21 protein-coding genes are annotated in these 25,371 nt (G+C 61.4%); 12 read left to right on the top strand and 9 right to left on the bottom strand.

The window, feature by feature from the left end; genetic code table 11:
- Position 1: 1 nt before the first annotated feature.
- A complete protein-coding gene (locus BXU06_RS02905) occupies positions 2–901 on the bottom strand; it encodes a hypothetical protein (RefSeq protein WP_077296651.1) in 900 nt (299 codons plus the stop codon).
- A gap of 556 nt (positions 902–1,457) precedes the next feature.
- Between BXU06_RS02905 and BXU06_RS02900 the strand changes: the two genes are divergently transcribed.
- Positions 1,458–2,684 carry an IS4 family transposase gene (locus BXU06_RS02900; protein WP_171982090.1) on the top strand — a complete coding sequence of 409 codons (1,227 nt, stop codon included), beginning with the start codon at positions 1,458–1,460 and terminating at the stop codon, positions 2,682–2,684.
- A gap of 103 nt (positions 2,685–2,787) precedes the next feature.
- Here the strand turns inward: BXU06_RS02900 and BXU06_RS17195 are convergent, their stop codons facing one another.
- The 6 genes from BXU06_RS17195 to BXU06_RS02875 all read right to left on the bottom strand — a co-directional run bounded on the left by BXU06_RS17195 (position 2,788) and on the right by BXU06_RS02875 (position 10,018).
- Entirely contained in the window at positions 2,788–3,819 is a 1,032-nt protein-coding gene (locus BXU06_RS17195; protein ID WP_150125073.1) for a hypothetical protein, read from the bottom strand.
- Between the two features lie 515 nt (positions 3,820–4,334).
- The gene (locus BXU06_RS02895; RefSeq protein WP_077296647.1) at positions 4,335–4,748 is read right to left on the bottom strand and encodes a biopolymer transporter ExbD; all 414 of its coding nucleotides are present in this window, start codon (positions 4,746–4,748) and stop codon (positions 4,335–4,337) included.
- A gap of 152 nt (positions 4,749–4,900) precedes the next feature.
- On the bottom strand, positions 4,901–5,608 hold the full coding sequence (locus tag BXU06_RS02890; protein ID WP_077296645.1) for a MotA/TolQ/ExbB proton channel family protein: 708 nt from the start codon (positions 5,606–5,608) through the stop codon (positions 4,901–4,903).
- On the bottom strand, positions 5,605–7,128 hold the full coding sequence (locus tag BXU06_RS02885) for a PepSY domain-containing protein (RefSeq protein ID WP_077296643.1): 1,524 nt from the start codon (positions 7,126–7,128) through the stop codon (positions 5,605–5,607). Before BXU06_RS02885 ends, BXU06_RS02890 begins: the two co-directional genes overlap by 4 nt.
- A gap of 3 nt (positions 7,129–7,131) precedes the next feature.
- The gene (locus BXU06_RS02880) at positions 7,132–9,306 is read right to left on the bottom strand and encodes a TonB-dependent siderophore receptor (protein ID WP_077302610.1); all 2,175 of its coding nucleotides are present in this window, start codon (positions 9,304–9,306) and stop codon (positions 7,132–7,134) included.
- A gap of 40 nt (positions 9,307–9,346) precedes the next feature.
- On the bottom strand, positions 9,347–10,018 hold the full coding sequence (locus BXU06_RS02875; protein ID WP_216352531.1) for an energy transducer TonB: 672 nt from the start codon (positions 10,016–10,018) through the stop codon (positions 9,347–9,349).
- 282 nt (positions 10,019–10,300) lie between these two features.
- Between BXU06_RS02875 and BXU06_RS02870 the strand changes: the two genes are divergently transcribed.
- Positions 10,301–11,386 (top strand): TonB-dependent receptor plug domain-containing protein, encoded by a 1,086-nt coding sequence (locus BXU06_RS02870; protein ID WP_077296639.1) that lies wholly within the window; start codon positions 10,301–10,303, stop codon positions 11,384–11,386.
- Here BXU06_RS02870 and BXU06_RS02865 read toward each other — a convergent pair.
- Positions 11,336–12,610 carry an RNA-guided endonuclease TnpB family protein gene (locus BXU06_RS02865; RefSeq protein WP_077296637.1) on the bottom strand — a complete coding sequence of 425 codons (1,275 nt, stop codon included), beginning with the start codon at positions 12,608–12,610 and terminating at the stop codon, positions 11,336–11,338. The genes BXU06_RS02870 and BXU06_RS02865 overlap by 51 nt on opposite strands.
- A 210-nt stretch (positions 12,611–12,820) precedes the next feature.
- Here BXU06_RS02865 and BXU06_RS02860 point away from each other — a divergent pair, with 210 nt between their 5' ends.
- The 5 genes from BXU06_RS02860 (at position 12,821) to BXU06_RS02840 (ending at position 18,004) form a co-directional block, all read left to right on the top strand.
- Positions 12,821–13,168, top strand: coding sequence for a TonB-dependent receptor domain-containing protein (locus BXU06_RS02860; RefSeq protein WP_077296635.1), 348 nt, complete (start codon positions 12,821–12,823; stop codon positions 13,166–13,168).
- A 190-nt stretch (positions 13,169–13,358) separates the two neighbouring features.
- Entirely contained in the window at positions 13,359–14,906 is a 1,548-nt protein-coding gene (locus tag BXU06_RS02855; protein ID WP_171982089.1) for a PepSY domain-containing protein, read from the top strand.
- Positions 14,907–14,973: 67 nt separating this feature from the next.
- Positions 14,974–16,128 carry a TonB-dependent siderophore receptor gene (locus tag BXU06_RS02850; RefSeq protein WP_171982088.1) on the top strand — a complete coding sequence of 385 codons (1,155 nt, stop codon included), beginning with the start codon at positions 14,974–14,976 and terminating at the stop codon, positions 16,126–16,128.
- 1 nt (position 16,129) lies between these two features.
- Positions 16,130–16,984, top strand: coding sequence for a TonB-dependent receptor domain-containing protein (locus BXU06_RS02845; protein WP_171982087.1), 855 nt, complete (start codon positions 16,130–16,132; stop codon positions 16,982–16,984).
- 183 nt (positions 16,985–17,167) lie between these two features.
- Positions 17,168–18,004, top strand: a complete 837-nt coding sequence (locus BXU06_RS02840) for a DUF4198 domain-containing protein (protein ID WP_150125071.1) — start codon at positions 17,168–17,170, stop codon at positions 18,002–18,004.
- A 99-nt stretch (positions 18,005–18,103) separates the two neighbouring features.
- Here BXU06_RS02840 and BXU06_RS02835 read toward each other — a convergent pair whose 3' ends face one another.
- Complete coding sequence (locus tag BXU06_RS02835; RefSeq protein WP_077296620.1) at positions 18,104–19,327, bottom strand: IS110 family transposase; 1,224 nt, start codon at positions 19,325–19,327, stop codon at positions 18,104–18,106.
- A 260-nt stretch (positions 19,328–19,587) separates the two neighbouring features.
- On the opposite strand from BXU06_RS02835, the gene BXU06_RS02830 reads away from it, so the two are divergent.
- The 5 genes from BXU06_RS02830 (at position 19,588) to BXU06_RS17810 (ending at position 24,684) form a co-directional block, all read left to right on the top strand.
- Positions 19,588–20,613, top strand: a complete 1,026-nt coding sequence (locus BXU06_RS02830) for a 4Fe-4S binding protein (protein WP_216352530.1) — start codon at positions 19,588–19,590, stop codon at positions 20,611–20,613.
- A complete protein-coding gene (locus BXU06_RS02825) occupies positions 20,603–21,358 on the top strand; it encodes a sulfite exporter TauE/SafE family protein (protein WP_077296618.1) in 756 nt (251 codons plus the stop codon). The genes BXU06_RS02830 and BXU06_RS02825 overlap by 11 nt, the downstream gene beginning before the upstream one ends.
- A gap of 61 nt (positions 21,359–21,419) precedes the next feature.
- Entirely contained in the window at positions 21,420–23,339 is a 1,920-nt protein-coding gene (locus tag BXU06_RS02820; RefSeq protein WP_077296616.1) for a TonB-dependent siderophore receptor, read from the top strand.
- Positions 23,340–23,645: 306 nt separating this feature from the next.
- Positions 23,646–24,152: a TerB family tellurite resistance protein gene (locus BXU06_RS02815; RefSeq protein WP_077296614.1), complete on the top strand. Its 507-nt coding sequence runs from the start codon at positions 23,646–23,648 to the stop codon at positions 24,150–24,152.
- Between the two features lie 136 nt (positions 24,153–24,288).
- Positions 24,289–24,684 carry a helix-turn-helix domain-containing protein gene (locus tag BXU06_RS17810; protein ID WP_216352529.1) on the top strand — a complete coding sequence of 132 codons (396 nt, stop codon included), beginning with the start codon at positions 24,289–24,291 and terminating at the stop codon, positions 24,682–24,684.
- Positions 24,685–25,371 lie beyond the last annotated feature (687 nt).

Here is a 25,371-nt window from a genome sequence, read left to right as displayed (position 1 = left end):
CTTATTGAAAAAGTTTTTTAACCGGGTGGATCACAGAATTCCAGGTCACACGAAAAATTGAATCAGTCGGCTCCTTTCCTTTTTCCACCGGAGGCTGAGCAGCATTTTTTGCCATGGCTTGCTCAGCCTGAACAAGGGTATTCATCCAGCCATACAGACTTTTTTCACCAGAAAAGAGTTGATTTGAAATAATTTTATCTTTTTTGGCGCTATCCACTAGAGGTTGTGCCGTGTTGACATCATCTAGTTTTTCCAGCCGCTCCTCTTCCTTTTTCAACCAATTGACTACATTTTCACGGTAACCTACTGGTGCAAATGATTTCTCAATCGGAGACAATTTATCATAAAATTCAATTGCAGCACGATAGTGCTTTCTACAGTCACCACTCATAAATGAATCACTGATAATTGGAGACCAATAGTTATAATCTTGCCGCTGCTGCTCACTACCAGCAGCAGCTCGCTCATTGATCGTGTATGTGCCACTGTCGTCATACATAATTTTAGTTAGCGATTCTCTTGACATACCTGCAAAGGGATTTTTAGCACTGCTTTTGAAATTAGTACCACTTTGCCCACACACAAAATCCGTCGCTTGCTTCGCTCTAGCCAAACGAACCGGATCATCAGAATCAGGCACTTCATCATTGGCTTTTTTTGAGCCAGCAATATAGAGTTGATCAAGTATCTCAACACCCTTTTTCTTCAGCGAATTCCGATCCATCGTCTCATACGAATCAAATTTCGCCTGGCTATAGGCCTGCCGGGATACGGTCACATCGCTGGCACTCAGACTGGTGCCCGTGCTGGCGGGCTTGCTCTGCGTGTTGCTGTTCTTTGACCCATCAGCATACGTGGGCGTGGTGTAAGCGGTGCGGGTACTGCTGGGCACTTGGCTCATGAGGCTTCTCCTGCTGGCTAACAATTATGAACATAGCAAACATATACGAATAACATGCCATTTAGCAAGAAGCCAGGTAACATATCGAAAATATACTGCAACTTAATTACAACAACATGATTTACTACGTAGTATTACGCGAGTAGATATACGTAAAAACTGGAGAGACAGATCATGACAAGCATACTCAGGATGCACTGATTTACCCAGAAAAATCGTGTCATCCAATAAGTAAAATCCAGAAAAATCAATATCCTGAACTCTAATCCAGGCGGGAATGACACTTTTCCATCAGTTACTCAATACGTATTTTTCAACCCGCCTTACCTTTTCCGAAAACAATGTTCACATAGCCACAAAGAAGTGACCTGGAAATAAAAATGCCCCCGATACACCACCCACTGCCGCGAAATTAGCTAAAAATCATACACCGTGCAACCTTCCCTTACGGTAGAATAGCGCGCACAACCAATTGATCAGTATGTAAAAATGACAAAAAAACCGCCCCTCTCAATACTCCAGTTCAATCCATAAAATTCACACCCTCATCACGTCCGTGGACTTCATTGCCCGACATCGCCAGGCTGCTCGCGACTTTACCCGCCGCGCCGTTTTCACCTTCGAGCGTGTCGTCGGCGTCTTGCTCGTCAATCTGATGCGCTCGCTGCAAGTCGAGCTTGATCAGTTCTTCTCCCGGATTTCCTTGCCCTTGGGCCGTCGCGCTCATGACGATGCTTTCCGCATGGCGCGCAAGAAGTTGCGTTGGCAAGCCTTTGTCGAACTTAACCAGGCGGTTCTGGCAGACCTCCATCCCGCACCAGATTGGCACGGCTTGCGTGTGGTTGCCTGCGATGGCACCACGCTTTATCTGCCCACCACACACCCTGACACCATCAGCAGCGGCCCAGATGGATTCAACTGCTACCACTCGCAGGGCGGCATCTACAGTCTTGCCCGCGCCAGCGCCTTGTGTGAAACCAGTTCAGGTCTGATTCTGCACGCCAGTCTGGCTGCCGACACCCGTGACGAACGCAGCATGTTGGCCGAACAGTTTGAGCATCTGCGCCCTGACGATTTGTTGGTGTTGGATCGCGGGTATCCGGCTTATTGGCTGTTTGCCTTGTTGCTGGCGCGCCAGCAACATTTCTGCATTCGTCTGCCACAGAGTTTTTCGCCACAGGTTCAGGCTTTTGTGGCGTCTGGTCAGGCTTGTGCTGTCATCAGGATGCAGCCTGGCCACGGGCAGCGCCAGGATTTTGTCCAGCACCAGCTGCCGATGGATGCATTCTCGGTGCGCCTGGTGCGTGTTCCGCTCAAAACAGGCCAGATTGAAATTCTGGCCACGTCGCTGCTGGATGCGTCACGCTGGCCCGCAGTAGACTTTGCAGCGCTGTATCAGCAACGCTGGCGCATCGAAGAGGCGTTCCGGCATCTCAAATGTCGCTTGCAACTGGAGCAGTTTGGCGGAGAGACGCCACAGGCGATTCGTCAGGAGTTCCACGCCTCAATCCTGTTGCACAATCTGACCATCATTGCCGCGCAGGATGTGTTGGCGGAACAGGAGCTGGATGCGGCCACGCTGGTGCCAAACCTGACTCATGCCACACATCTGGTGCGTTTGTATCTGCCGCAGTTGCTGGAAGACCCGGCATCAATCGACAGGATTGGGCCGGCCTTGTTTGCTGGAATTGCTGGGCAGATCAGCAAACGACGGCCTGGCAAGCCAGCGCCGCCACGTAAGCCGAACCGGAAGAAACCACGCCGTCACCGGGCTTATAAATGACGGTAGGGTCATGCGATGTGGCTATTTTCGCGGCAGTGGATACACCACCGGGGGCATTGCAATATCACTATATTTAGCTTGGTAGTACTCACTTCAGTATGATTCAGTAGGCCCCAATTGTGGCGTACAATGATAACCAACGACTGGCCTTTGCCTGAGAAACCGGGTTGGCCGGGGCTTTGCTGGCGGCTGTCGCTTCTTGTGGTGGATTCTTTTCTGCTGTTGCATCTTTACTGGCAGACACAAATTCGATTAATTCCAGCCGAGTGCTATCAGCAGCCAGCTGCTTGACTGAAACCATCTTCCAGGCAACCAGCCCCTGTGTATCAGTCACGGCAGCCAGCACACTGTCTTTCGCTTCACGCAGATTTTGGTACTCTGGTAGCTCGGGAGGATTCACACCATTTGTTTCCAGTTTCAGTGCGGCAGCTATCGTACGTTCGCTGGCTTCTGTACCGAAGCCACGAAAAGCACGCTCTGTTTCGCTCATTTCAGAGAGTAGCGTAGCGCGGGCATTACTTTGGATCAATCGGGTCCAGAGTGTCGATCGACTTTCATCTTTACGCGACATCGTGGCAATTTGCTCAGTAATTTTTTTACCAAACTCTTGATCACGATGCTCTATCTCAGTAAAAGCAACGAATCTCTCTGACGAGGTATAGGCACCGGAATCATCAAAAGCAATATTTGACAAAGTTTTCCTCCCCAGTGCTGAAAAAGGATTCTTTGCCGAGACATCACCATATGCCAATGGCTCACCTGATGTTTGCAGGATATAATTTGCCGCTTGTTTAGCCAGATCCAAACGTGCTGGGTCGCTGCTTTCAGGTAGCTCATTCAGCATTTTTGAGTCTTTTTTAGAGTCGCATAATTCTTCATGAAAATTTTTCAAGAAATCACTAAAATCTGCCGCACTTTTTAGATTAACCTTGTCTTCTTGTTTCTGGATGAGCGCGTTTATTGCTTTTGGATCAATCGATAAAGTCACAACAACGCCATCACGATCTTGCTTAACAGAAGATGCTGGTACTTCCCCCTGTTTTTCCAAACGCTTTGGCCCGACACCAGCTTGGGTAAGCTTGGCATGCAATTTTTCACCGGCGCTCAAACTACTAATACCACGACCTAAAATCATATATCCTCCAGACGAAAATTAAGCTTATTGAGATATAAAAAATTTTACTTGATAACGATGTAGGGGAGTCCATTTTTAGTCAAACACACCTGTTTTTACCGTATATCTACCCGAGTAGATATACGTAACACCTCCACTAAAGATTTCAATCAAAATAGATAATAACCCAACCACTAAGGATGCGCTGATTTATTCAAAAAAACTGTTCTCACCAAAAGCAAAACCCAGCAAAATCAACACCCTGGATTCCCGCCTTCGCGGGAATGACGATTTTTTCAGCGTATCCCTAAAACTCATCAAATCATTCCAACCTTGTTGAACCAGCCTGACACTCCCTCCCCCTGGGTTGCCCAACGCATTCGACCAATCACCGTGTTTCTGCAGCGACGCACCGCGCTCAGCCAAGCCGGCAAAGAGGCGCGCAAAACGCCCCCGGTGCGGCAAGCAGCGGGGGCGGAAAGAGAAAACGGGGAAGTCAGGCGGGGATAGCCATCAGGCAAAACACCGCTTGCTGGCTAACGCGCCGGATCGGTCACAAATGCAATCTTCACCAGCCCAGCCTGCTGGGCGCTGGCCATCAGGCTGGCCACGGCTTCGTAGCGGGTGTTGCGGTCGGCGTGCAGGTGCAGTTCCGGCTGGCGTGCGGCTTCGGCGGCCAGGCGGGCGGGCAGTTGCTCGCGGCTGATCGGGGTGTCGTTCCAGAACACATTGCCCTGGCCATCCAGTGACAGACGGATGGCTTGTGTTGCGTCAGGTGCCGGGGCGGCGCTGGCTTGCGGCAGGTCGATGCTGACGGCCTGGTGCAGCACCGGCGCGGTAATCAGAAAAATCACCAGCAGCACCAGCATCACATCCACCAGCGGGGTGGTGTTGATGTCTGCCATGGGCGGTGGGTGGCCATTGCCTCGGGAAAATCCATTAAAAGCCATACTCTGCTCCAGATAAAAAAGATGCTGACGGCCTGAAGGCCGGGGCATGCCGGGCATCGGGTCGGGCATGCTGTTTTGCCCGTGGACATCGCCGGCAAAGCCCGTCAGCGCATCCCCGCCTGCGCGGGAGTCCCGCGTGTTGCCGCCCGCGCTCAGTCGGCGGCGCGGGCGGGTGAGGCCACCCGTACCCCGGCCACCAGAAAGGCATGCAGGCTGTGGGCAAAGCCATCGAGCTGTGCCAGCACCAGCCGGTTGGCGCGGGTGCAGGCGTTGTAGGCCAGCACTGCCGGAATGGCCACAAACAGCCCGGCGGCGGTCATCACCAGCGCCTCGCCCACTGGGCCGGCCACTTGGTCGATGCTCATCCGCGCCGCGCCAGACAGGCCAATCAGCGCGTGATAAATCCCCCACACCGTGCCAAACAGGCCCACAAATGGCGCGGTGGAGCCCACCGAGGCCAGAAAGGTCAGCCCGGATTCCACCCTGGCCTGGGCATGAACAATCGATTGCTGCAGGGTGCGGCCAATGAATTCGCTGGCGTCCACCCCGGCACCAATCCCGCCACAGCTTTTTTGTTCGTAGGCCTGCGCCGCCCGTTCGGCGTCGGTGGCCAGGGTGGCAAAAATCAGGCTGCGGTCTTCACGGCGCAGGGTGTCCACCGCCACCGCCCGCGATGGCGCGGCCCAAAAGGCGTCCAGCCCCGTGCGCAGGGTGTGGCGCACACGCCAGTGCGCCAGCAGCTTGTGCAGCATCAGCGTCCAGCTGCCAACCGACATCACCAGCAGCGCCAGCGCCACCAGGTGCGACACGTTGTCGCCTTGTGCCCAGAAGTGGGCCAATCCAAGAGAAGGGGAGGTCATGCGGGTTTCCTTGCAGGATGAGTATTCTGGCCGAGCGGGGCGCGGCGGCGCAGCCGGTGCCAGCCGATCACCAGCGCGGTCAGCGACAAGCCGGTACCGCCCAGGCTGGCGGCTATCATGACGCCGTCCCACAGCGGGCGCTGACTGAGCAATGGCAGCCAGTCCCAGCTGTGCAACAGGGCAAACAGCCAGCGCTTGAGCCGGCCATGCTGGTCCAGGCTGTTCAGCAGCGTGCCGCTGTATGGATCAAGATGCACCCAGGTGGCATTGGCGTCGGCAAATTGCAGGCGCAGCACCGGCAAGGGTTTGTCCTGATGGCCACCCATGGTGTGCGCGGCGCGGCTGTAGTAGTAAAAGTCGTAATGGGAGAGCCATTCGGCCCGCGCCACCTTGCTGGGCAGCAGGGCCTGGCCGGCGTGTTCCAGTTCGACGGCACTCAGCCGCAGGCGCATTGGTGCGTTGGCCTGCGCCGCCCACAGTCGCGAACGGCCCATGCCATCCAGCGCCTGGTAATGACCCTGGCCGGCAATCACCCGCCAGTGTACTTCGCGGGCCAGAAAACCTTGCTGGGCCAGGCTGGCAATGCCCGGCCACGGGCTGAGCGCAAATGGTGCCTGCGCCAGCGACGCACCGGCCATGGCCTGTGAGCGGGGTTTCAGCGCATGGCTGTCAAACATTTTCCAGGGGTTCATCGACATCAGCCCGCTGAACACCCAGGTCAGCGTCAGCAGGCCCGCGCCCAGCCCCAGCCAGTGGTGCCAGCGCATCCAGGCGGGGCGATACGGTGAGCGGCTGCCATTGGGAAAGCGCCCGAACATCCGCCAGCGCAGCAGGCCAATCCACAGCCCGGACACACTGAGCAGGCAGCCCAGCAGCGACAGGGTGATGACAATATCGGCCCACCAGGCATCCAGCAGGCCGCCACGCAAGGGATAAAGCCAGTGCAGCCAGGCCCCCACCCAGTTCCAGTTGCGTTCCAGCGCGCTGGCGTCGCGCACCACCTCGCCGGTTTGTGCCGAGACATACAGCAGGGTGTCTGCCGGGTGGGTGACCTGCACCCGGTACAGCGGGCGCAGGGGGTCGAGGGCTTTGGAATGGGTCCAGGCGTCTTCGTCCACCAGGCCTTGCTCGCGCACCGGTGACTGGGGAAACAGCGCCTGCGCCGCCGCCAGCGCGGCTGCGGCATCGGCGCCTGGCAGTGACTGACCCTGCCAGTCCAGCGCGCGCACGCGCTTGCCGGGGCCGCTGACGATCAGCCGGGGCTGGCCGGCCACACTGGTCAGGCGGATGGCGTCGGGCTGCTGCCCGGCCAGCGCCGTGGCCAGACGCGGCCAGTCCAGCGGGGCAGCGGGCTCGGCCAAGGGCGGCAGGGCGGCCAGACGCTCGGCTTGGGTCCACTTGGGGTAGCCCACATAGAGCATCACCACGCCAGACACAAACCAGAGCAGCATGAACACCGCCAGGCCAATGCCCAGCCAGCGATGACCCAGAAACACCCAGCGGCGCAGGACGGGCGGCATGGATTAAAAGTCCACCTGAACGGCCACTTCTGCCGAACGCGGCGCGCCCAGGTAAAACTGGCCGGTGGACACATTGGCGGCGTAGATCTTGTCGGTCAGGTTATTCAGCCGCGCCGACAGTGACACCTGCTTGTTCAGCCGATAGTTCAGCGATGCCCCCAGCAGGGTGTAGGCCTTGTCGCTGATGGTGTTGGCCGCGTCGGCGTAGCGGCGCGACACATAACGCGCATCCATGCCCACTTGCAATGCCCCAGTGAGGTCGTGACTGACGCGCAGATTGGCCACCCGCGCCGGGATATTGCTGGGCCGTTTGCCCGCACGCGACACGGCCACGCCGCTGACGTTTTCGGTAAAGGTGTCGTACTGGGCATCCACCAGCGCAACGTCGGCTTTCACCCACCAGCGCGGGCTCAGGCGCAGTGCAGTGGCCAGCTCGATGCCGCGTGACGACTGCTGGCCCACCGGCAGGGTGACACCAGGCTGGTTCGGGTCGGCAATCGCCAGGTTTTTGCGCACAATGTGGTAGGCCGCCAGTGTGGCGCTGCCACGCCCTGCCCAGTAGTCAAACTTGCTGCCCACTTCCACTTGCCGGCCCGTGGTCAGGTCGAAGTCGCGCACCTGGCTGAAGCTGGCGGTGGTCAGGATGCCGGCGGGCGGGTCGGCGGCGGTGCTGTACTGCACGTACACATTGGCGCTTGGGCTCAGGGCGTAGCTCAGTGCCGCCCGACCGGTGGTGGGGGTGTAGGTCTGGCTGAAATACGCCGGGTCGGTGGCCGACACGGTGCGGTGATTGCGCACGCCCAGCTTGATCTGATCGTGACGCAGGCCAGTCAGCAGCGACCAGCGCTCGCCCAGCTGGGTGCGGTTTTCCAGAAACAGCGCCAGGGTGGTCACCTTGTTGCTGCGGTCGGGACGGAAGCCGGGGGTCATGCCGGGCACATTGAAAAACGACTCGGTGACAAACTGGGCGGGGTTGACCGTACTGACCACCGGACTGAGCGACAGCGGGTAGCGGGTCTGGTGATTCACGCTGTAGTCAAAGCCGGCTGCCCAGTGGGATGGCAACCCGGCCAGCGTGCCCTGATGGGTCAGCTCCAGGCGGTTGCCCGTCAGGTCCTGATCGTGACGCTGCAACAGCGCCGAGCTGCGGCTGACCGCGCTATTGCTGCTGTTGAAGCGGTAGCTTTCCACATTGCGATAGTCGCGCAGCGCCTGGTAGTGATACAGGGTGTTGCGCAGGCGGGTGGCGTCCGTCCATTGGTAGTCCAGCTGGGAGCGCGCCCATTTCACCGTTTGCTGGTAAATCCCGTCCTGCGAGTTGTAGTTCTTGAACCGGGTGCTTTCGTCAATCTGGCCATTGCTGGTGGGGTTGAGCAGTGGCGTGCCCCAGTAGGGGCGATGGCTGGTTTCGCGCTGATATTCCAGCGACAGGGTGTGCGACAGCCGCGCGTTTACCTCGCTCAGCAGCGACATGGCCACATTGGCCGATTCGCGGTTATTGCCGTCCACATAGCCCTGGCCGCGCCGCTGGTTGGCATCCACCCGCACGGTGTGCGCCACCCCACCCTGCTCGGGCCGGGTCAGCGCCTGATTCAGCCCCAGCGCAATGTCCTGGGTGTCAAATGAGCCATAGCTCAGCCGCGCCTGCAACAGCGATTCATCGCGCAGCGGCTGTTTGCTCAGGTAGTTGATGGCACCGCCCACCGCGCCCGCGCCAAACAAAAAGGTTGAGGGGCCGCCAATCACTTCCACCCGGTCGTAAATCCAGCTGTCCACCGGGCGGGCGGCAATGGCGTCGTATTGCACGGTGATGCCGTTGAACAGCTGGGTCAGCTGTGAGGCACCAAAACCACGGTAATACACCGAACCCGCCGACCCAGGCGGCGAGGCGGCGGTCATCCCCGGCACATGCTTGAGCATGTCCTGCGTGCTGTCGGCCCCCCATTTTTCAAGGGTGTCGCGATCCACCACGCTGACGGTGGCCGGGGTGTCGCGCACGCTCAACCCCAGCCGCGAAGCGGTGCTGGCGCGCTGGTCCAGGTTCAGGTTTTCTGCCGGGGCCTTGCTGTGTACCAGCACTTCACCCAGGGTGCGCGTGGGTTCAGCTTCGGCCTGGGCCAGCAGCGGCAGGGCGGCGCACACCGCCAGGGTCAGGGGACGAATCGTACAGAATGTCATCAAAATCTTCCGGTTACAGACAAAATTCATGCCGCGCCGCTCAAGACGCCGCTTCCAGCCGAAACACAATCGGCACCAGCACCGTGGCGCTGATGGGCTCATCGCCGCGCCGCGCCGGCACAAACCGCCATTGCCGCACGGTGGCGGCAGCGGCATCGTCCAGACGCGGGTAACCGCTGCTGTGGCGCACGTCCACCTGTTCGGCACGGCCTTGCGCGCTGACCCGCACGCTGAGCTGCACCCGGCCTTCTTCGCCATTGCGCCGTGACATGGCCGGATAGGCCGGGGCCGGGTTGTGCAGATAGTCGGCGTCAAACCGGGCGGCGCTGACCGGTGCCGGTTCGGCGGCTGCCGGGCTGGCGGCCACGGGTGCCGGGGCGGCTGGCGCGGCCTGAATCGGGCTGCTGCTGGGGGCGCTACGGGCAGCGGTGAGCAGTGGGGTGGGGGTAGGCCGTGGCGGGTGCAGTGGCCGGAGGGTTTGCGGCAGGGGTTTGGCCGGCTGCACCGGTGCCGGGGTGGAGGCTGGCGCAGGTGCGGCCTGCAGCATGCGCACTTGCATGGGCAAGGGCTGAGGCGGGCTTGCCGCCGGCGGCAAGCCCGACCACAAGGCCCAGATGGCCAGGCCATGCAGGCCGGCCACCAGTGCGCCAGCCGGCCAGCGCGCCAGACCGGCTGGCCCAGCGGCCAGCTCCCCCCCGGTGCTGGCCGCCAAAAGCCCCCTTGCTGTCATCCCGATTCCTCCTGCCATCCCTGGCCAAGCTGGCGCGTTGCAGTGGGACGGCACACGCCCGACACCCCATCACACGCCTGAAAGGCCGCCACCATAGCAGCCGGGCCGGGGCTTGTCGTGCGGCAAAATGTCGCATTCCCTGCCGCCACGGTTTTGCCCATACTGCCGGCCAGTCAAGGCAAGAAGGTTTTTCCTGCCCGAAAAAACCTTCTTTATTTACAAAAAGATAAATTGTGCTGCTTGCCCCAGCCGGAGTGGTTGCCGATGTATTCGCGTTCCTTTGCCTTATCCCCCCTGATGGCCGGCGTGTCTGCCGCCTTATCTGTTTTTGCCCTGCTCCCGGCCCAGGCCGCCGACACCCAGCTGGGTGAAGTGCTGGTCAGCGGCGGGCGCAGCAGTGCCGTGCCGGTTAACCTGCCGGCGTCACAAGCCGGGATGGACGCCCGGCAAATTGCCGCATCAGTGAATGTGATCAATACCGAAGATGTGGTGAAGTACCTGCCCAGCGTGCAGGTGCGCAAACGCTATATCGGCGACCGCAACAGCATCATCGCCACCCGCACCTCGGGGCAGACCAGCAGCGCGCGCTCGCTGCTGTACGCCGACGGCGTGTTGCTGTCCAATCTGCTGGGCAGTCGCTATGACTTTCCGCCGCGCTGGAATTTGCTCAGCCCGGAAGAAATCAGCCGGGTAGACATGATTTACGGCCCGTTTGCCGCAGAATATCCAGGCAACTCGGTGGGCTCGGTGGTGGTGATGAGCACGCGCATGCCAGAAAAATTTGAAGCCCACGTCAAGGCGCAAACCTTCAGCGAAAGCTTCAAGCTGTACGACACCGACAGCCGCTACACCGGCAACAAGCTGGAAGCCGCGCTGGGCAATCGCAGCGGGGCAGTGTCGTGGTGGCAGAACGCCAGCCATCTGGACAGCCACGGCCACCCGATGAGTTTTGCCGCCAACCCCAGCCGCTACACCGGCAGCGCCGCCGCCACCGCCGTGACCGGCGCGCAAACCGATACCGACCCATATGGTGCCAGCCGGCTGATTCTGGGTGCCACCAGCGTTGACCACACCGTGCAGGACAGCGCCCGGCTGAAACTGGCCTGGGACATCAGCCCCAGCCTGACGGCCAGCTACCAGCTGGGTTACTGGCAAAACGACTCTGACTCCACGGTAAACAGCTATCTGCGCAATAGCGCGGGCGAAGGGGTGTACGCGCGCCTGGCGCATGCCCACCGTGTCCGAGCTGTTCCAGGGCAGCGCCGCCGGCAGCAACGCCATTTTGACATCCTCCCCCGCCTAAAGCCGGGGGATTCCTACGGCGCTCATCCCGGCATCAGGCTGGCATGAGTCGCTTCGGCGGGTTCCTGCTGCTGGCGGCATGACTGCACCGCTCACTTCACAGGCGATCCGGGCATCGTCCTGCCCTTCGCTACTCAGTAGCGCTTCGCCGTGGCGAAGCACGTTGATCGCGCCGACCAGATCGGCGTTTTCCTCGAAACCGCATTCCACACACAGGAACCGTGCCTGCGTCTGGCGGTTGTCCGCCGACACATGGCCGCAGCACGGACACGTCCGGCTGGTGTTCTGCGCCGGCACGGCGATGAGATGCCCGCCGTTCCACGCCAGTTTGTAGTCCAGTTGGCGACGGAATTCGAACCATCCTTGATCAAGGATGGACTTGTTCAGGCCGGACTTGGCCCGAACGTTCTTGCCCGGTGTTTCGGTTGTACCTGCCGCCGACCTGGACATATTCCGCACCTGCAAGTCCTCGATACACACCATCGCGTGGTTTTGGCTGATCGTGGTGGAGCACTTGTGCAGGTAGTCGCGGCGGGCGTTGCCGATGCGGGAATGGATGCGCTGGACGCGGGCTTTGGCCTTCTTCCAGTTGCTGCTGAAATTCTGTTTGCGGCTCATCGCACGTTGCGCACGGCGCAAGGCGGTTTCATGCCGTTTGAAGCTGTTGAGCGGGGCATGGAACGTGCCGTCCGAGAGCGTGGCGAAACGGGTGATGCCCATGTCGATGCCGACTGCGCCGCCCTTTGGAATCGGCTGCTCGACCTCGCGTTCGGTCTGGATTGACACGAAGCACTTGCCTGCCGACAGGCTGACGGTGACGTTCTTCACCACCCCCAATACTTCCCGGCTGTTGCGGTAGCGCAGCCAGCCGAGCTTGGGCAGGAAGATTCGGCTGTTGGCCTGATCGAGCCTGATCTGTTTCGGATCTGGATAGCGAAAGCTGTCGGACTGGCCCTTCTTCTTGAAACGCGGGAAGTCGGCCCGCCTGGCGAAGAAGTTGGCGTAAGCGCGTTCCAGGTCCTTGAGCGTCTGCTGCAGCGGATGAACGGGCGCATCGGCCAGCCACGGCGTTTCAGATCCATTGCGCCACTCGGTGAGCAGCTTGCACAGCCCTGCGTAGCCGAGCTTCTTCTTGCCTTGCTCGTAGCGCTCCTTTTGCAAGGCCAATGCCTTGTTGAACACGAAACGGCACGAGCCAGCAAAGCGGCGCATGTCGCGCTGCTGTTGGCCGGTCGGCATCAGTTCATATTTGTAGGCTTGAAGGCGTTGCATACTGGTATTTTATACAGCCCACCCCCATCGACGGCAAGGACAGGGCAATCGCATGAATGCTTTTATCATGCACTTGGCTGAAATTTACCAAAAACCAACAAGCCAGAAATTGTCCACACCCTCTCTGACTTGTGGTTTTTTGGGTAAAACCATGGAAAAGAAGGCCTGCAGCGGTTGGCAGGCGTGTTCATTTCATGAGAATTGCCGTCAATGACCCTGCGGACTTGGGCTGATATCCGTTCATGCGATTGCCCCGGCATCCCCACCTGGCGCGCCACCCTGCTGGCCACCTATCGGCATGATGATGCACTGAGCTATAGCCTGGGGGCGCGCTACAGCGGCAAGCAGGCTTACGACATCAACAACACCGTGACCCACGATGTCAGCCAGTACGGGGTGAATAGCCGTTATCTGGTGCTGGATGCGCGGCTGCAATACAAGCTGAACAAACAGTTCACCGTGGCCGCCGGGGTGGACAACCTGAATAACGACAAGATGTTTGCCTATCACCCAATGCCGCAACGCACCTGGCACGCCGAACTGAAATTGGATTATTGACGCGCAGCGGGCGGTTTGCCTTCCTTCGTTCTCCTGATCCGGCAGGCATGCTGACCGGCCCCTTTTCTGCCTGCCGGCTCATGCCCGAGAGAAAAGGGGCCACCCCCACGTGATGCGCCCGCATCCGCACCGAGGCCATGCGCAACGCAGGTTGTCGCCAGCGCCCGGCTTCCCACCAAGGACTCTCCCGGTGAAACGCACGCTATTCATTCTTCATCGCTGGCTGGGCATTGCCCTGGGCCTGTTCATGCTCATCTGGTTTTTTTCTGGCCTGGTCATGGTATATGCCGGCTCGTCCCGCGTGGGCAGCAGCACCCGGCTGGCGCACAGCCCGCCCTTGCCCACCCACGCCGTGACCTTGAGCGCCGCGCAGGCCTGGCAGCGCGCCTACCCTGACCAAGCCGCCCCGACTCTGGGCGAAGCCCGCCTGCTGATGCAGGCCGGCGAACCTGTCTGGCTGCTGATTGACCAGGCCGGCCAGCGCCATGTGCTGTCGGCACAGGACGGCCAGTTGCTGCGCACCGACGCCAGCCGGGCGGTGCGCCTGGCGCGAGACTGGGCGCAGGCGGCAGGCGATGCCACCAGCACACCGATGTTCCTCGACACGGTACGCGCCGACGCCGGCACCCGGATGATGAGCTTCGACCCCTTCCGCCCGCTGCACCGCGTGGCGCTGAACGACGCCGACGGCACCCAGCTGCATATCTCGGCCAAAACCGGCGAAGTGGTGCGCGCCACCACCACGCTGGGTCGCACGCTCACCTGGCTGGGCAGCTGGCTGCATTTCTTGCGCCCGCTGGACGACATTGGCCTGAGCGAATCACGCAAGGACATTCTCACCTGGAGCGCCTTGGTGGCCTGCTTTGCCACGCTGACCGGGCTGTGGGTGGGCTGGCAGCGCTGGCGGCCAGGCTGGTTTGGCCAGCGTCGCTATGCCACCGGCCTGGTTCACCCCTACCGCAGCGCCGCCTGGCCACGCTGGCACTTCTGGCTGGGGCTGACCGGCGGCGTGTGGGCAATGCTGTGGATTTTCAGCGGCTTTCTGGCCAATAACCCCTGGCATCTGTTCAGCCACGCCGGGGTCAAGCCCGCCGAACTGGCGCGCTACCAGCAAGGCAGCCTGCCAGCCGCCGCGCTGGACTGGCGCGCGCCGCTGGCCACCGAGCCGGCATCGCCGTGGGTGGCGCTGCACTGGCGGCATCTGGGCGAACACGCGGTGTTGCTGGCGTATCAGGCCGATGGCCGGGTCAGCCGGCTGAGCGAACTGGCCGGCCCCAGCAACAGCGGCCCGCGCCCCCACACCTTCAGCCAGGCCGAACTGGAACGCGCGGCCCGCGCGCTCTACCCGGACAGCCAGGTGGTGGCACGCCAGTGGCTGAGCGAAGGCGACAGCTATTACTACCTGCGCCCACGCGGCGAAGACCCGCTGGACAAACCGTTTCCGGTGCTGCGCCTGCAACTGGATGACCCGGCAGCAACCTGGCTGTATCTGGACGCCAGCACCGGCCAGCTGCTCAAACGCATCGACCGCAGCCGGCGCAGCTACCGCTGGCTGTTCAACGCCCTGCACAGCTGGGACCTGCCCATTTTGCGCAGCCGCCCGCTGTGGGATGGCTGGATGATTGTGGCCAGCCTGCTGGGCATTGGTCTGGGGGTAACTTCGCTGGTGCTGGGCGGCAAACGGCTGGCACGCACGCTGACGCCAGCCCGGCTCACCAAGGCGCACACCAAACGCTGAATGCAAGAACGCCGCCAGCGCCATCGGGCTGGCGCGCCAAAGATATCTTCACTTGAGGAGAATGCCCATGTTTCGCCTGTCTCATCTGGCCTGGCGGCTGAGCGGAATTTTTGTCGGTGCCATGCCACTGCTGACGCTTGCCGCTGAGCCGGCCACTGAACTGAATCCGCTGGTGATCACCGCCACCAAAACCCAGAAAGCCTTGCGCGATGTGCCGGCTGCCGTATCGGTGATCAGCCGCGAGGCCATCGAGCAATCGCCAGCGAGCACAGTGGACCAACTGCTGCAAGGCGTGCCGGGGGTGTATGCGGCACGGATGGACGCCTCCTCGCCCAACCGCATTGCGCAAACCTACACGCGCGGCCTGCCGGGCAACAGCCGCACGCTGGTGTTGCTGGATGGCGTGCCGATGAATGTGCTTTACGATGGCCAGGTGGATTGGTCGCAGTTGAGCACCCAGGATATCGAGCGCGTGGAGATTGTGCGTGGTGCCAGCTCTGGCCTGTACGGTGCCAATGCCATGGGCGGGGTGATTCACGTCTTGTCCCGCGCGCCCGAGGCCGGCAGCGTCACCCGGCTGGGGGCGGAGTACGGCAGCCTGAACAGCAAGCGGCTGACGGCGTCGCATTCGTATGGCGCTGGCCCGACCTCGCTGCGGCTGTCGGCCAGCCATTTTTCCAGCGACGGCTACACCATGTGGCGTCCGGACACCACCGTGCCAGTAGCCAACCAGGAAGCCATCGGCACAGTGAAGCAGAATGCTTCGCTGAAAGTGGCGCACGAGCTGAGCGCGCAATCACTGCTGGAGGCTGGGGTCAGCTACCTGAAAGACGAAGCCACCGGTTTTTATCGGCCAGGCGCACCAGGCTACCAGCCCTCCACCCGTGAGCAATGGCTGCCCACCCTGCGCTATGCGCGCGAAGCTGACGGCGCCAGCACCACCGCCATGGTGTATGCGCGGCTGGGCAAGCAATGGGCCGACACACTGAGCACGCCAAGCTACCGCAGCATTGCCGAAAAAGGCCTGTACCAAGACCGTACCGTGGGCGGCAATCTCCAGCACGCCTGGACGCTGACGCCAGGGCAGCAGCTGACCGTGGGCATGGATTATCTGGACGGTGATCTCCGCAACCATTTTGACTATCCAGGTAGCACGCGCTTGCGCGATACGCGCGGCGATGTGCGGCGATGTGCGGCGCTATGGGCTGTTTGTACAGGATGACATGCAGCTGACCCCACGCTGGAACCTGAACCTGGCCGCGCGCTACGACCACTGGAAAACTGGCGGCAATCAAACCGACAGCGGCACCGGGCAACCCAACTCAGCCTACCGCAGCCAAACCGACAGCAAGCTGTCGCCCAAACTGGCCACTTTGTTCAAACTGAACGACGCAGTCAATTTACGCGCCAGCGCCGGGCAGGCGTTCAATCTGCCGGACATGTTCAATTTGTACGCCGACACCAAACGCGGCAATGTCACCTATTGGGCCAATCCGGCGCTGACCCCAGAAAAGGTCAATGCCTATGACTTTGGCGTGGATGTGTATTTTGGCCAGATGGGCCATGTCAAGGCCACAGCGTATTACAACGACGCCAAGGATTTTATTTATTCGGTGCAGCGCAACGCCAGCCATGTGGACAAGATCAATATTGGCACGGTAACCACGCGAGGGCTGGAGCTGGAGGCGGTGTATCGTGTCCGGCCAACGCTGACGCTGACCGGCAGTTACACCTTGAACCAGTCCAAAATCGTCAAAAACCCGCGTGATGTCAGCCTGCAGGGCAAAAGCCTGACCAATGTGCCGCGCCAGCAGGGGTTTTTGAAGGCGGACTATCAATGGATGCCGGGCAGCACACTGTTTGCCACGTTTAACCATGTGGGCAAACGCTACGGCAATGACGCCAACACCACAGAATATCAAGCCTATTCCACGGTGGATATTGGCCTGAGCCACGCACTGGGCAAGCAGTTGACCGCTCGCCTCAGTGTGGCCAATGTGGCGGATAAACAGTATGACGGGATTGGCTATATTGCCCCTGGCCGCACGGTGACGGTGGGGGTGCAGGCAAAATTCTGAGCGGGAGTGGTGAACACAATACGTGGAAGACTGCTGGCGCATGCGCCAATCGGGCAGCGCAATGGCGCTGCCCATTTTTTATCGGTGTGTGATAGCCAAAACAGCCTGCGACATTATGTCGCAGAGAAGCCCTGAGTAAAACTACTATAATCCGCCGCACCTTTTCGCATTAACAGGTGAGATATGGCGATGTTTTTGCGCTGGCAGCCCATTGGCCTGGGCCTGGGCCTGGGCTGTTTCTGGCTGGTGGCCGGTGCGCTGGCCGCGCCCGCACCACATACCCATGCCGCCCCCACCGAGCGCCCGACATGGACGCGCTATCCGCTGTTGCAGGCGCAGGCCACGCGTGGCGAGTCAGCCGGCGGCGTGCGCATCGACGCGGCCAATCTGCCCACCCCAACCCTGGTCATGCACACCGTGGCGCGAACGGATGGCCAGACGCTGAGCGGCTGGCGCGCCAGCCGCGAGCAGACTGGCAGCGGCCACGTCTGGTTCAGTGCCAGTGGTGCGCGCGATGACCACACTGTGCTGCGCGCCAGCACCCATGTTTATTTGCCCGGCAAGCCGCTATCGCCATCTGCCTTGCTGGCGCAGCGCCGCGACGGGCTGGAAATTGTCCCGCAGCGCCTGCCCGAACACGGCGGCGTGCGGGAAACCAGCCAGTGGCGCTTTCAGGTGCGCTTCAATGGCCAGCCGCGACCCAATGTCGGCGTTGAGCTGCTCACCGAGCCCGGCACACGCCGGGTGTGGGTCAGCGATGCGCGCGGCGAGGTGGAGGTGACGTTTCCGCGTGATTTCCCCGAGGCGGCGCTGGCAGGCCCCAATTCCATGAATGCCAGCCAGGGCTTTGTGCTGGCGGTCAATCAGGCCATCGACGGGCGCAACTATCTGAGCACCTACGCCCACCGTTACTACCCTGATCGCATGCGCGAGCGCAGCCTGGCTGCCGGCGTGGGTGCGCTGGGTTTTGGCATGGTGCTGGCGGCACCCTTGATCCGACGCAAACGGGAGCGCGCATGAAATCCATCTTGTCTGGGCTGTCTTTAGCGTGAAAGAGCCCACCACCAGGACGAGCGTCACCCTGGCCCGAAGGCCATGTAAAAAAACGCCCATGCAGAATCAGGCGCTGGCTGGCGTGATAAAGCCAAATTTAGTCAGCGCCTTGATCCAGCGTGGGGCATTGCGCTGAACAGAGAGCGCCTCGTAATCCGTCGCGCAATCCCGGTAATGCTCGCGCCGCTTGAGCATGAAGAACAGCGTGCGCAGAATTTTGTGACCAATTGCAATAATGGCGCGTTTGTAGCCACGCCTGACCACAAGAGCCTGGAACTTCGACTTGAACACCGATGTGGTGCGACTGGCGGCATGCGCAAACTCGCACAGCAGGCGGCGCACATATGGGTTGCCCTTGCGGGTGTGGCCTGACTTGCGCTTGCCCGCCGACTCGTTGTTGCCCGGGCAAACGCCAACCCACGAAGCCAAACGATCTGCGCTGCCGAAGGCGCCCATGTCCGAGCCAATTTCCACCAACAGCATCGCCGCGCCGATCAGGTCAACGCCAGGGATCGTTTGCAGCAGCGCCAGCGTGCCCCGCTCGGATTCAAGCCCAGCCAGCAATCGGACGTCGAAGCGGTCGATCCTGGCTTCGATCTCCTCAATATGCTGCATCAGTTCGTCGAGCACGAAGCGGTGACTGGCGGTCAGATCGCCTTGTAGGGCATCGAAGATCTCCTCACGGCTGGCCTTCAGTCGGCGGCTGGCCAGGTTGATCACCTGCTGTGGGGCTTGCCCGGCGATGATCGCCTTGACCATGGCGCGGGCAGATTGCCCATGCAGATCGCTGACCACTACGCCAAGGCGAATTCCACTGTCGGTCAGCACTTTGTGCAGCCGGTTCTTCTCAGAGGCCAGTTGGCCAACCAGTTTCTGTCGCTGACGGGCAATCAGGCGCAATTCGCGCAATGCTGCAGGCGGGACAAACGAGGCGCGCAACAAACCGGCCCGCGCCAGCATCGCCAGCCAATGGGCATCGCCCACATCGGTCTTGCGGCCAGGGACATGCTTGACGTGGCGGGCATTCACCACCTTGGCGCGGATGCCGACTGCCTCCAGCGCGGCATACGGGCTCTTCCAGTAGATGCCGGTGCTCTCCATCACGACTTCATCCGGGTGCAAGGAAGCGGCCCAATCCGCGAGTTCCCGGCGGTCGCGGGCAAAGCCGCCAAACTGCCGCTGCTCGATGCGCGTGCTGCCATCGGGTTGCTGAATCAATGCGCAGGCGGTGATTTGCGCCTGATGGACGTCGAGTCCGATGACGCATTTGTACAGTGCTGACAGTTCCATGGCGCTTCCTATCGATTTACACTTGAGGATGGAAGGAGGCGGGCACCAGGACTGAATGAGCCTGAAGGCGACAAGTCGCCAACGGCCTGTTTAGCGTGCGCTCTCGATGGAAGCAATCCGGGGTGCGAGTCAGTCTGGCAGGTCACGTTAGAGGCTGGGTCAAGCCGCAAAGTACTAATACGACCTCGACCCGCCAACTTCCACCCGATAGTCTCTTTCATCTTCTGGGGTGGCGCTACTCTCCATGATCGTTAGGGCGTGTGCGCCTGAGCGTGCAGCTGCTGATGCTGCTGCTCACCGTTTGGGGGGCCAATCTGGTGGGTTATTACGCGGCAGAAAAAATCTCCACCGCCCTGCCGGCTTTGTCTTGCGCCTACGACACACAAAACGGCGGCTATTGCGCGCTGGTGCCGTTGCAACACCAGCTGGACCATCAGGTGGGTGCCGCGCTGGCGCGCGCCCAGCAGGTGGCGCTGCAAACCTTCTTGCCGCTGCTGCTCACCCTGGGCAGCTTTTTATTGGCTTATCTGCTGCTGGGCAAGGCGTTTTGCGCCTGGGTGTGCCCGCTGGGCACGGTACAGGAATGGCTGTACCGGCTGGGGCGCAAGCTGGGGCTGGCGCGGCGCACCGTGGCCCCGGCGCGGCTGCGCTGGCTGCGGCCAGTGAAATGGCTGGTGTTGCTGGGGCTGGTGTTTGCCTTGCCGCTGGCCGCCGGCCTGGGCGTGGCCCCGCATTCGGCGGGCAACCCCTATTGCGATGTCTGCCCGTCACGGATTGTCACCACCTTGCTGACCGGCCAGACCGACGAGCTGGCGCTGAAAGTGGGCGGCGATGCGCTGGGGCTGACGTTGAGCCTGATTGGCAACACGGTGGCCGGCTTTGTGTTGCTGGCCAGCCTGGCCGTGCGCCAGCCGTTCTGCCGGGTGTGCCCGATGCTGGCCATGAATGCGCTGGCGCGTCATGTGTCGCTGCTGCGCCTGGACAAACGCGAACACAGCAAATGCGCCCAATGCGGCATTTGCAGCCGCGCCTGTCCGATGGATATCCCGGAAATCCACCACCAGCACGGCCGCCGGGCCTTCACCGAAGATTGCACTCTGTGTGGGCGCTGTGCCGAATACTGCCCGGACGATCAGATCATCCGCGTGCGGGTGGGTCCGCTGGCGGCGTTCAGCTCCTCGCGCGACTACTACAAGCGCCAGGTCAAGCGGGAAACCCCGGATGGCGAACGCAAGGTGATCCGCATCGCCCGCGCCAAACCGGCGGACAGCAGCCATGGCGGCTGATGCCTCGCTGACCGGCGTGCTGCTGCTGGGGGCCTCGCTGGGGCTCACCGCCTGTGCCGCCACCTGCATGCCCTTTATCGGTGCCTGGACCCTGGCCGGCGCTGGCGGCGCACGCGCCGGGCTGCGCGATGCGCTGAGTTTTCTGGGCGGGCGCTGGCTGGCCTACACCAGCCTGGGCGCGCTGGCGGCCAGCCTGGGCGACTGGTTTCTCCAGACCCTGCGCTCCGGCGTGGGCAATGCACTGATTGGCACCGCAGCGCTGGCCTGCGCCGGCCTGCTGTTACGCCCAAGCACCCCGCACACCGCCGCTGCGCTGTGCCACCGCGCTGGCCGCGCCGGGCTGAGCTCACCCTTTTTGCTGGGCATGGCGCTCACCCTGATTCCCTGCACGCCGTTGGCCACCTTGCTGACCACCGCCGCTGCCAGCGCCGACCCTGGCCAGGGCGCGCGGCTGGGCATGGCGTTTGGCGCGGGGGCCTTGCTGACACCCATGCTGGCGCTGATTCCGGCCTGCGCCGCGCTGGGCCAGCGCCTGCGCGCCGAACAGCCCTGGCTGGCCCCCTGCCTGCGGGTGGGCGCGGCGCTGGTGCTGGCGCTGATGGGCTGGCGACGGCTGGCCACCGTGTCGCCCACCTGGGCCACGCTGGCCTTGGCGCTGGGTGCCATCGCGCTGGCCACCGCCCACCTGCGCCAGCGCCGGCGCGCGCGGCGGGTGATCCCCATTGCCCCACTGGCACGGCCATAAATCATTTTTATTATTTGGCCTGGCTGTCGCAGCGCCAGCGCCCACCACCTCAGGAGACATCATGTCCTTGCCCATGTTGCTTGCCCGCCCCGCGCCACTGTGCCTGGCGCTGGCCAGCGCCTTCTCGCTGGCAGCCCACGCCGAAGACACCTCACTTAAGCCGGTGGTGGTCACCGCCGCCAGCTACGCCCAGCCGGTGCAGGATGTGCAGGCCAGCGTGCAGGTGCTCAGCCGCCGCGACCTGGACGCCACCGCCGGCGTCAGCCTGGTGGACAACCTCAAGCAGGCGGTGGGGGTAGACACCCGTGGCACCTCCACCAACGCCACCGTCAGCATGCGCGGCATGACCAGCAGCGGCACGCTGATTCTGTACGATGGCCTGCGCCGCACGCAGAAATACGGCTCGCGCGACCTGAACCTGTTTTCCAGCGAAGACACTGAACAAATCGAAATCGTGCGCGGCCCGATGTCGGCGCTGTATGGCGCTGACGCTTCGGGTGGGGTGATCAACATCATCAGCAAGCAGCCCAAATACCATAGCGGCCTGCACGGTGGTGCCTCGCTGCTGTACGGGCTGTCGCAGGGCAATTCACGCGACACCGACTTGTGGAAGGGCTATGTGGAATATGGCGGCGAAAACGTCACCCACCGCGTGAGCGTGGAGCAACGCAACCGCGACGAATACCGGGTGGTAGACAACAGCTACCGCGCCGATCTCAAGGGCAGCGATGAAACCTACGTCAATTACCATGGTGGCCTGCGCGTGGCACCGGGCCACACCGTCAAACTGACGCTGGAGCGCGTACTGCAAAACGACCGCGCCCCCGACCAGCTGGCCAGCGCGCCGTTCACCCGCTTTGTGGGCTACGAGCAAGAGCGCCGCGACTACGCCGGGCTGAACTATACCGGCGACATTGGCCCCGGCCAGTTGGTGGTGGACATGGCGCGTGGTCGTTCCGACGCCAAGACCACCCGTGCCTATCCGCTGATTGAAGACACCCACTACACGCAAACCCAGCTGGGTGCGCGCTACACCCTGCCGCTGGGCCGGCATATGCTGACCATTGGCCTGGGCCGGCAAACCGACCAGCTGCGCGTCGCCAACAACACCTCGCGCGAAGGCGACCGCCGCAACCAGTATGGCCTGGCGCAGGGCGATTTCACCCTGCTGCCCGACCTGCACATGCTGGCGGGCGTGCGCTACGACAGCTTCAACGAATTCGGCCACGCCACCACCCCGCGCCTGTCGCTGCAATACACCCCGTCCAACTGGCGCTTCCGCCTGGGCTACGGCGAGGCATTTCGCGCACCCAGCGTGCTGGAGCAATACGCCACCTTCCGCCGTGGCACCTTCCTGATTCTGGGCAATGACGCACTGGTTCCGGAAGAAAGCCGCAGCCTGGAGGCCGCCATCGGCTACCAGCGTGACGATTGGAACCTGGAGCTTGCTGCCTACCGCACCCGCGCCAGCAACCTGATCACCACCGTGTCGCGAGCCCGCCAGGCCAGCGACTCCGCCGGCGTGCTCAGCCGCTCGGTGTACGCCAATGTGGGCCGCGCCACCATTGAGGGCATCGAGCTCAGCGGCCAGTGGCGCTTTTTGCCGGGCTGGTCGCTGACTGGCGGCTACGAACATATCCGCGCCCGCGACGACAGCAGCGGCCAGCGCCTGACGGGCCGACCAGGCAGCATTGCCCGCGCCGGCCTGCGCGCAGAAATGGGGGCCTGGCGTGCCGACCTGCAAGGACGCTATTACTTCAATTACTACAACAGCCACAACACCCTGCGCGGAGTGAACCTGTCCAGCAACCACGGCCTGACCGACTTCAAGCTGGCGTATCAAGTCAACAAACAGATCAGCCTGGCCGCTGGCGTGGACAATCTGCTCAACCGCCAGGCCCCGGACAACTGGGGGTCGATGTACGCACTGGAAGACCCGCCCACCCGGTTCTTTTATCTGAGCGCACAGTATCGCTTCTGACCGCATCCGCCCACCCCCTGACATCCTGCTGGCACATACGCTTCATGCCAATGTAAAACAAGCCAGGTAGGATGCTGCCATCCCAGAAACGGATGGCATCAGGCGGGGAATGCCCGATCTCCCTGCACCAATTCCCAACCGGCCTGTCGGCAACGACGGGCCGGTTTTCTTATGGCACACACCGGGGCCATTCTGGTTTGCCCCTTCCATGCCGGAACTTGCAGACTGAGCGCGTGGTCAAAGCGCACACCGTCACCCGACGGCTGGTTTTCCCCAACGACACACACTATTCAAGGAGATTTCCCCATGGGCTTGTTCGACATGTTCAAGAGCGACAGCGGCGACAAAATGACCCCGCATCTGGCCTTTGCCACCTCGCTGCTGTACATGATGTCGGCAGACGGCGAGATGGACAATGAAGAAGTCGGCCATCTGCTCAGCGTGCTGGGCGGTCAGGATGACGGTCGCGGCACCATTGGCGTGGGCGCACAAAACCAGGCTCTGCTGGATTCGGCACTGAAATACCGTCGCAAGAACTCGCTGGAAACCTTCCTGCAGGAAGCTGCGCCGCTGCTGAGCGACGCACAGAAGATGTGCATGCTGGTTAACCTGATCGACTCGTCGCTGGTCGATGGTCAGCCGGAGCCGGAAGAACAAGTGCTGTTTGGCAAGTTCCTGACGGCATTTGGCATTTCGGAAGCGCGCTTCCGCCCGTTCTTTGAAGTCATCGTGCTGAAAAACGACCGCAGCGTGTTCACCAACGACAACCATCCGAAAAACCAGGCGGGTTATCAGGTCAAGCTGCCGGCGTAAACGCCTGCGCACCACCAAGCCATATAATGCCAGCGGCACGACAGCTTGACCCGGTGCGCGGCAAGCCCCGCCGTTCAGGGCGGAGAAGGATAGCGCGGACGGCGCAGCTGTCCTTTGGTGTCTGTATGATTGAGGTATGCAACGACTTCAAGCCTTCAAGTTCGCCCTGATGCCAGACGGCCAGCAAGCGCGGCAAATGCGCCGCTTCGCTGGCTCGTGCCGGTTCGTCTTCAACAAGGCGCTGGCATTGCAGAAAGCGCGCTACGAGCAGGGCGAGAAGAAGCTCGGCTACGCAGGACTGTGCAAGCTGCTGACTGAGTGGCGCAACAGCACGGAAATGGCTTGGCTGGCGGATGCGCCAGTCCATCCCTTGCAGCAGACGCTCAAGGATGAGGATGTCAATGTCGTGCCGCTGCATGGTTTTGTGGCACAGCTCACCGCGTATACCCGTTGTAAAAAGCAAAACCCAGTAAAATCAAACGCCTGGACGCCCGCCTTCGCGGGGGTGACGATTGGTTCAGCGTTTCCCTAGTTGTCAGTCACGTTGAAACACAAGGGTTCATACGAGCAAGTTTATACCGGGCACCTCGGTTTAATTTCTATTAAAACAAAACCTTACTTTGCCACAGCGAACTGTCTTCCGCGCCTATCCCGTCATTCCCGCGCAGGCGGGAATCCAGGAGCATCCACAGCGTGCATCGGGGGGTGCGCTCACGACCGCCACATGCCCACGGCGTACGCTGTGGCGTGGTCTGGGTTCCCGCCTGCGCGGGAACGACAAGTCGGGTGAGATTCATGCCCAAAGCGGTCAAGTCGCCGTCCCGTTGAAATACCTGCGTGCAGGCGAGCGCGCTGACCTTGGGTATCTGTGCCAATCATCGGTTCATATTAGTCGCCAGTCACGTTGAAACACGAGGGTGCCTGCGAGCAAGCCGACGTCGGATGTCTTGCTTTATTTATTTCAACACAACATCTTGATTTGACACAGCGAACCATCCGCCGCACCCCACCGCGTCATTCCCGCGCAGGCGGGAATCCAGAGGCATCCACAGCGCGCGAACTATCCGACAACGCTCAACACCCACCGCACACGCTGTAGCGCGGTCTGGGTTCCCGCCTGCGCGGGAACGACGACATCGTGCGCCCGGTGTAGTCCAGCCAGCGCCTGGGTTCCCGCCTGCGCGGGAACGACACGTCAGGTGAAACGCATGCCGAAAGC

It is taken from the genome of Aquaspirillum sp. LM1 (assembly GCF_002002905.1).
In the GTDB taxonomy this organism is placed as follows: domain Bacteria; phylum Pseudomonadota; class Gammaproteobacteria; order Burkholderiales; family Aquaspirillaceae; genus Rivihabitans.
The sequence above is the reverse complement of the archived record's forward strand: the minus strand, read 5'-3'. Positions and strand labels throughout refer to the sequence as shown.

Coding starts and splice junctions, on each gene's coding strand:
- BXU06_RS17195 (WP_150125073.1), bottom strand. CDS start 3,819: ATGATTTTAGGTCGTGGTATTAGTAGTTTGAGCGCCGGTGAAAAATTG.
- BXU06_RS02815 (WP_077296614.1), top strand. CDS start 23,646: ATGGGCTTGTTCGACATGTTCAAGAGCGACAGCGGCGACAAAATGACC.
- BXU06_RS02885 (WP_077296643.1), bottom strand. CDS start 7,128: ATGCCGCCCGTCCTGCGCCGCTGGGTGTTTCTGGGTCATCGCTGGCTG.
- BXU06_RS02850 (WP_171982088.1), top strand. CDS start 14,974: ATGTTTCGCCTGTCTCATCTGGCCTGGCGGCTGAGCGGAATTTTTGTC.
- BXU06_RS02865 (WP_077296637.1), bottom strand. CDS start 12,610: ATGCAACGCCTTCAAGCCTACAAATATGAACTGATGCCGACCGGCCAA.
- BXU06_RS02905 (WP_077296651.1), bottom strand. CDS start 901: ATGAGCCAAGTGCCCAGCAGTACCCGCACCGCTTACACCACGCCCACG.
- BXU06_RS02845 (WP_171982087.1), top strand. CDS start 16,130: ATGCAGCTGACCCCACGCTGGAACCTGAACCTGGCCGCGCGCTACGAC.
- BXU06_RS02895 (WP_077296647.1), bottom strand. CDS start 4,748: ATGGCTTTTAATGGATTTTCCCGAGGCAATGGCCACCCACCGCCCATG.
- BXU06_RS02880 (WP_077302610.1), bottom strand. CDS start 9,306: ATGACATTCTGTACGATTCGTCCCCTGACCCTGGCGGTGTGCGCCGCC.
- BXU06_RS02890 (WP_077296645.1), bottom strand. CDS start 5,608: ATGACCTCCCCTTCTCTTGGATTGGCCCACTTCTGGGCACAAGGCGAC.
- BXU06_RS02840 (WP_150125071.1), top strand. CDS start 17,168: ATGGCGATGTTTTTGCGCTGGCAGCCCATTGGCCTGGGCCTGGGCCTG.
- BXU06_RS17810 (WP_216352529.1), top strand. CDS start 24,289: ATGCAACGACTTCAAGCCTTCAAGTTCGCCCTGATGCCAGACGGCCAG.
- BXU06_RS02820 (WP_077296616.1), top strand. CDS start 21,420: ATGTCCTTGCCCATGTTGCTTGCCCGCCCCGCGCCACTGTGCCTGGCG.
- BXU06_RS02825 (WP_077296618.1), top strand. CDS start 20,603: ATGGCGGCTGATGCCTCGCTGACCGGCGTGCTGCTGCTGGGGGCCTCG.
- BXU06_RS02860 (WP_077296635.1), top strand. CDS start 12,821: ATGACCCTGCGGACTTGGGCTGATATCCGTTCATGCGATTGCCCCGGC.
- BXU06_RS02870 (WP_077296639.1), top strand. CDS start 10,301: ATGTATTCGCGTTCCTTTGCCTTATCCCCCCTGATGGCCGGCGTGTCT.
- BXU06_RS02835 (WP_077296620.1), bottom strand. CDS start 19,327: ATGGAACTGTCAGCACTGTACAAATGCGTCATCGGACTCGACGTCCAT.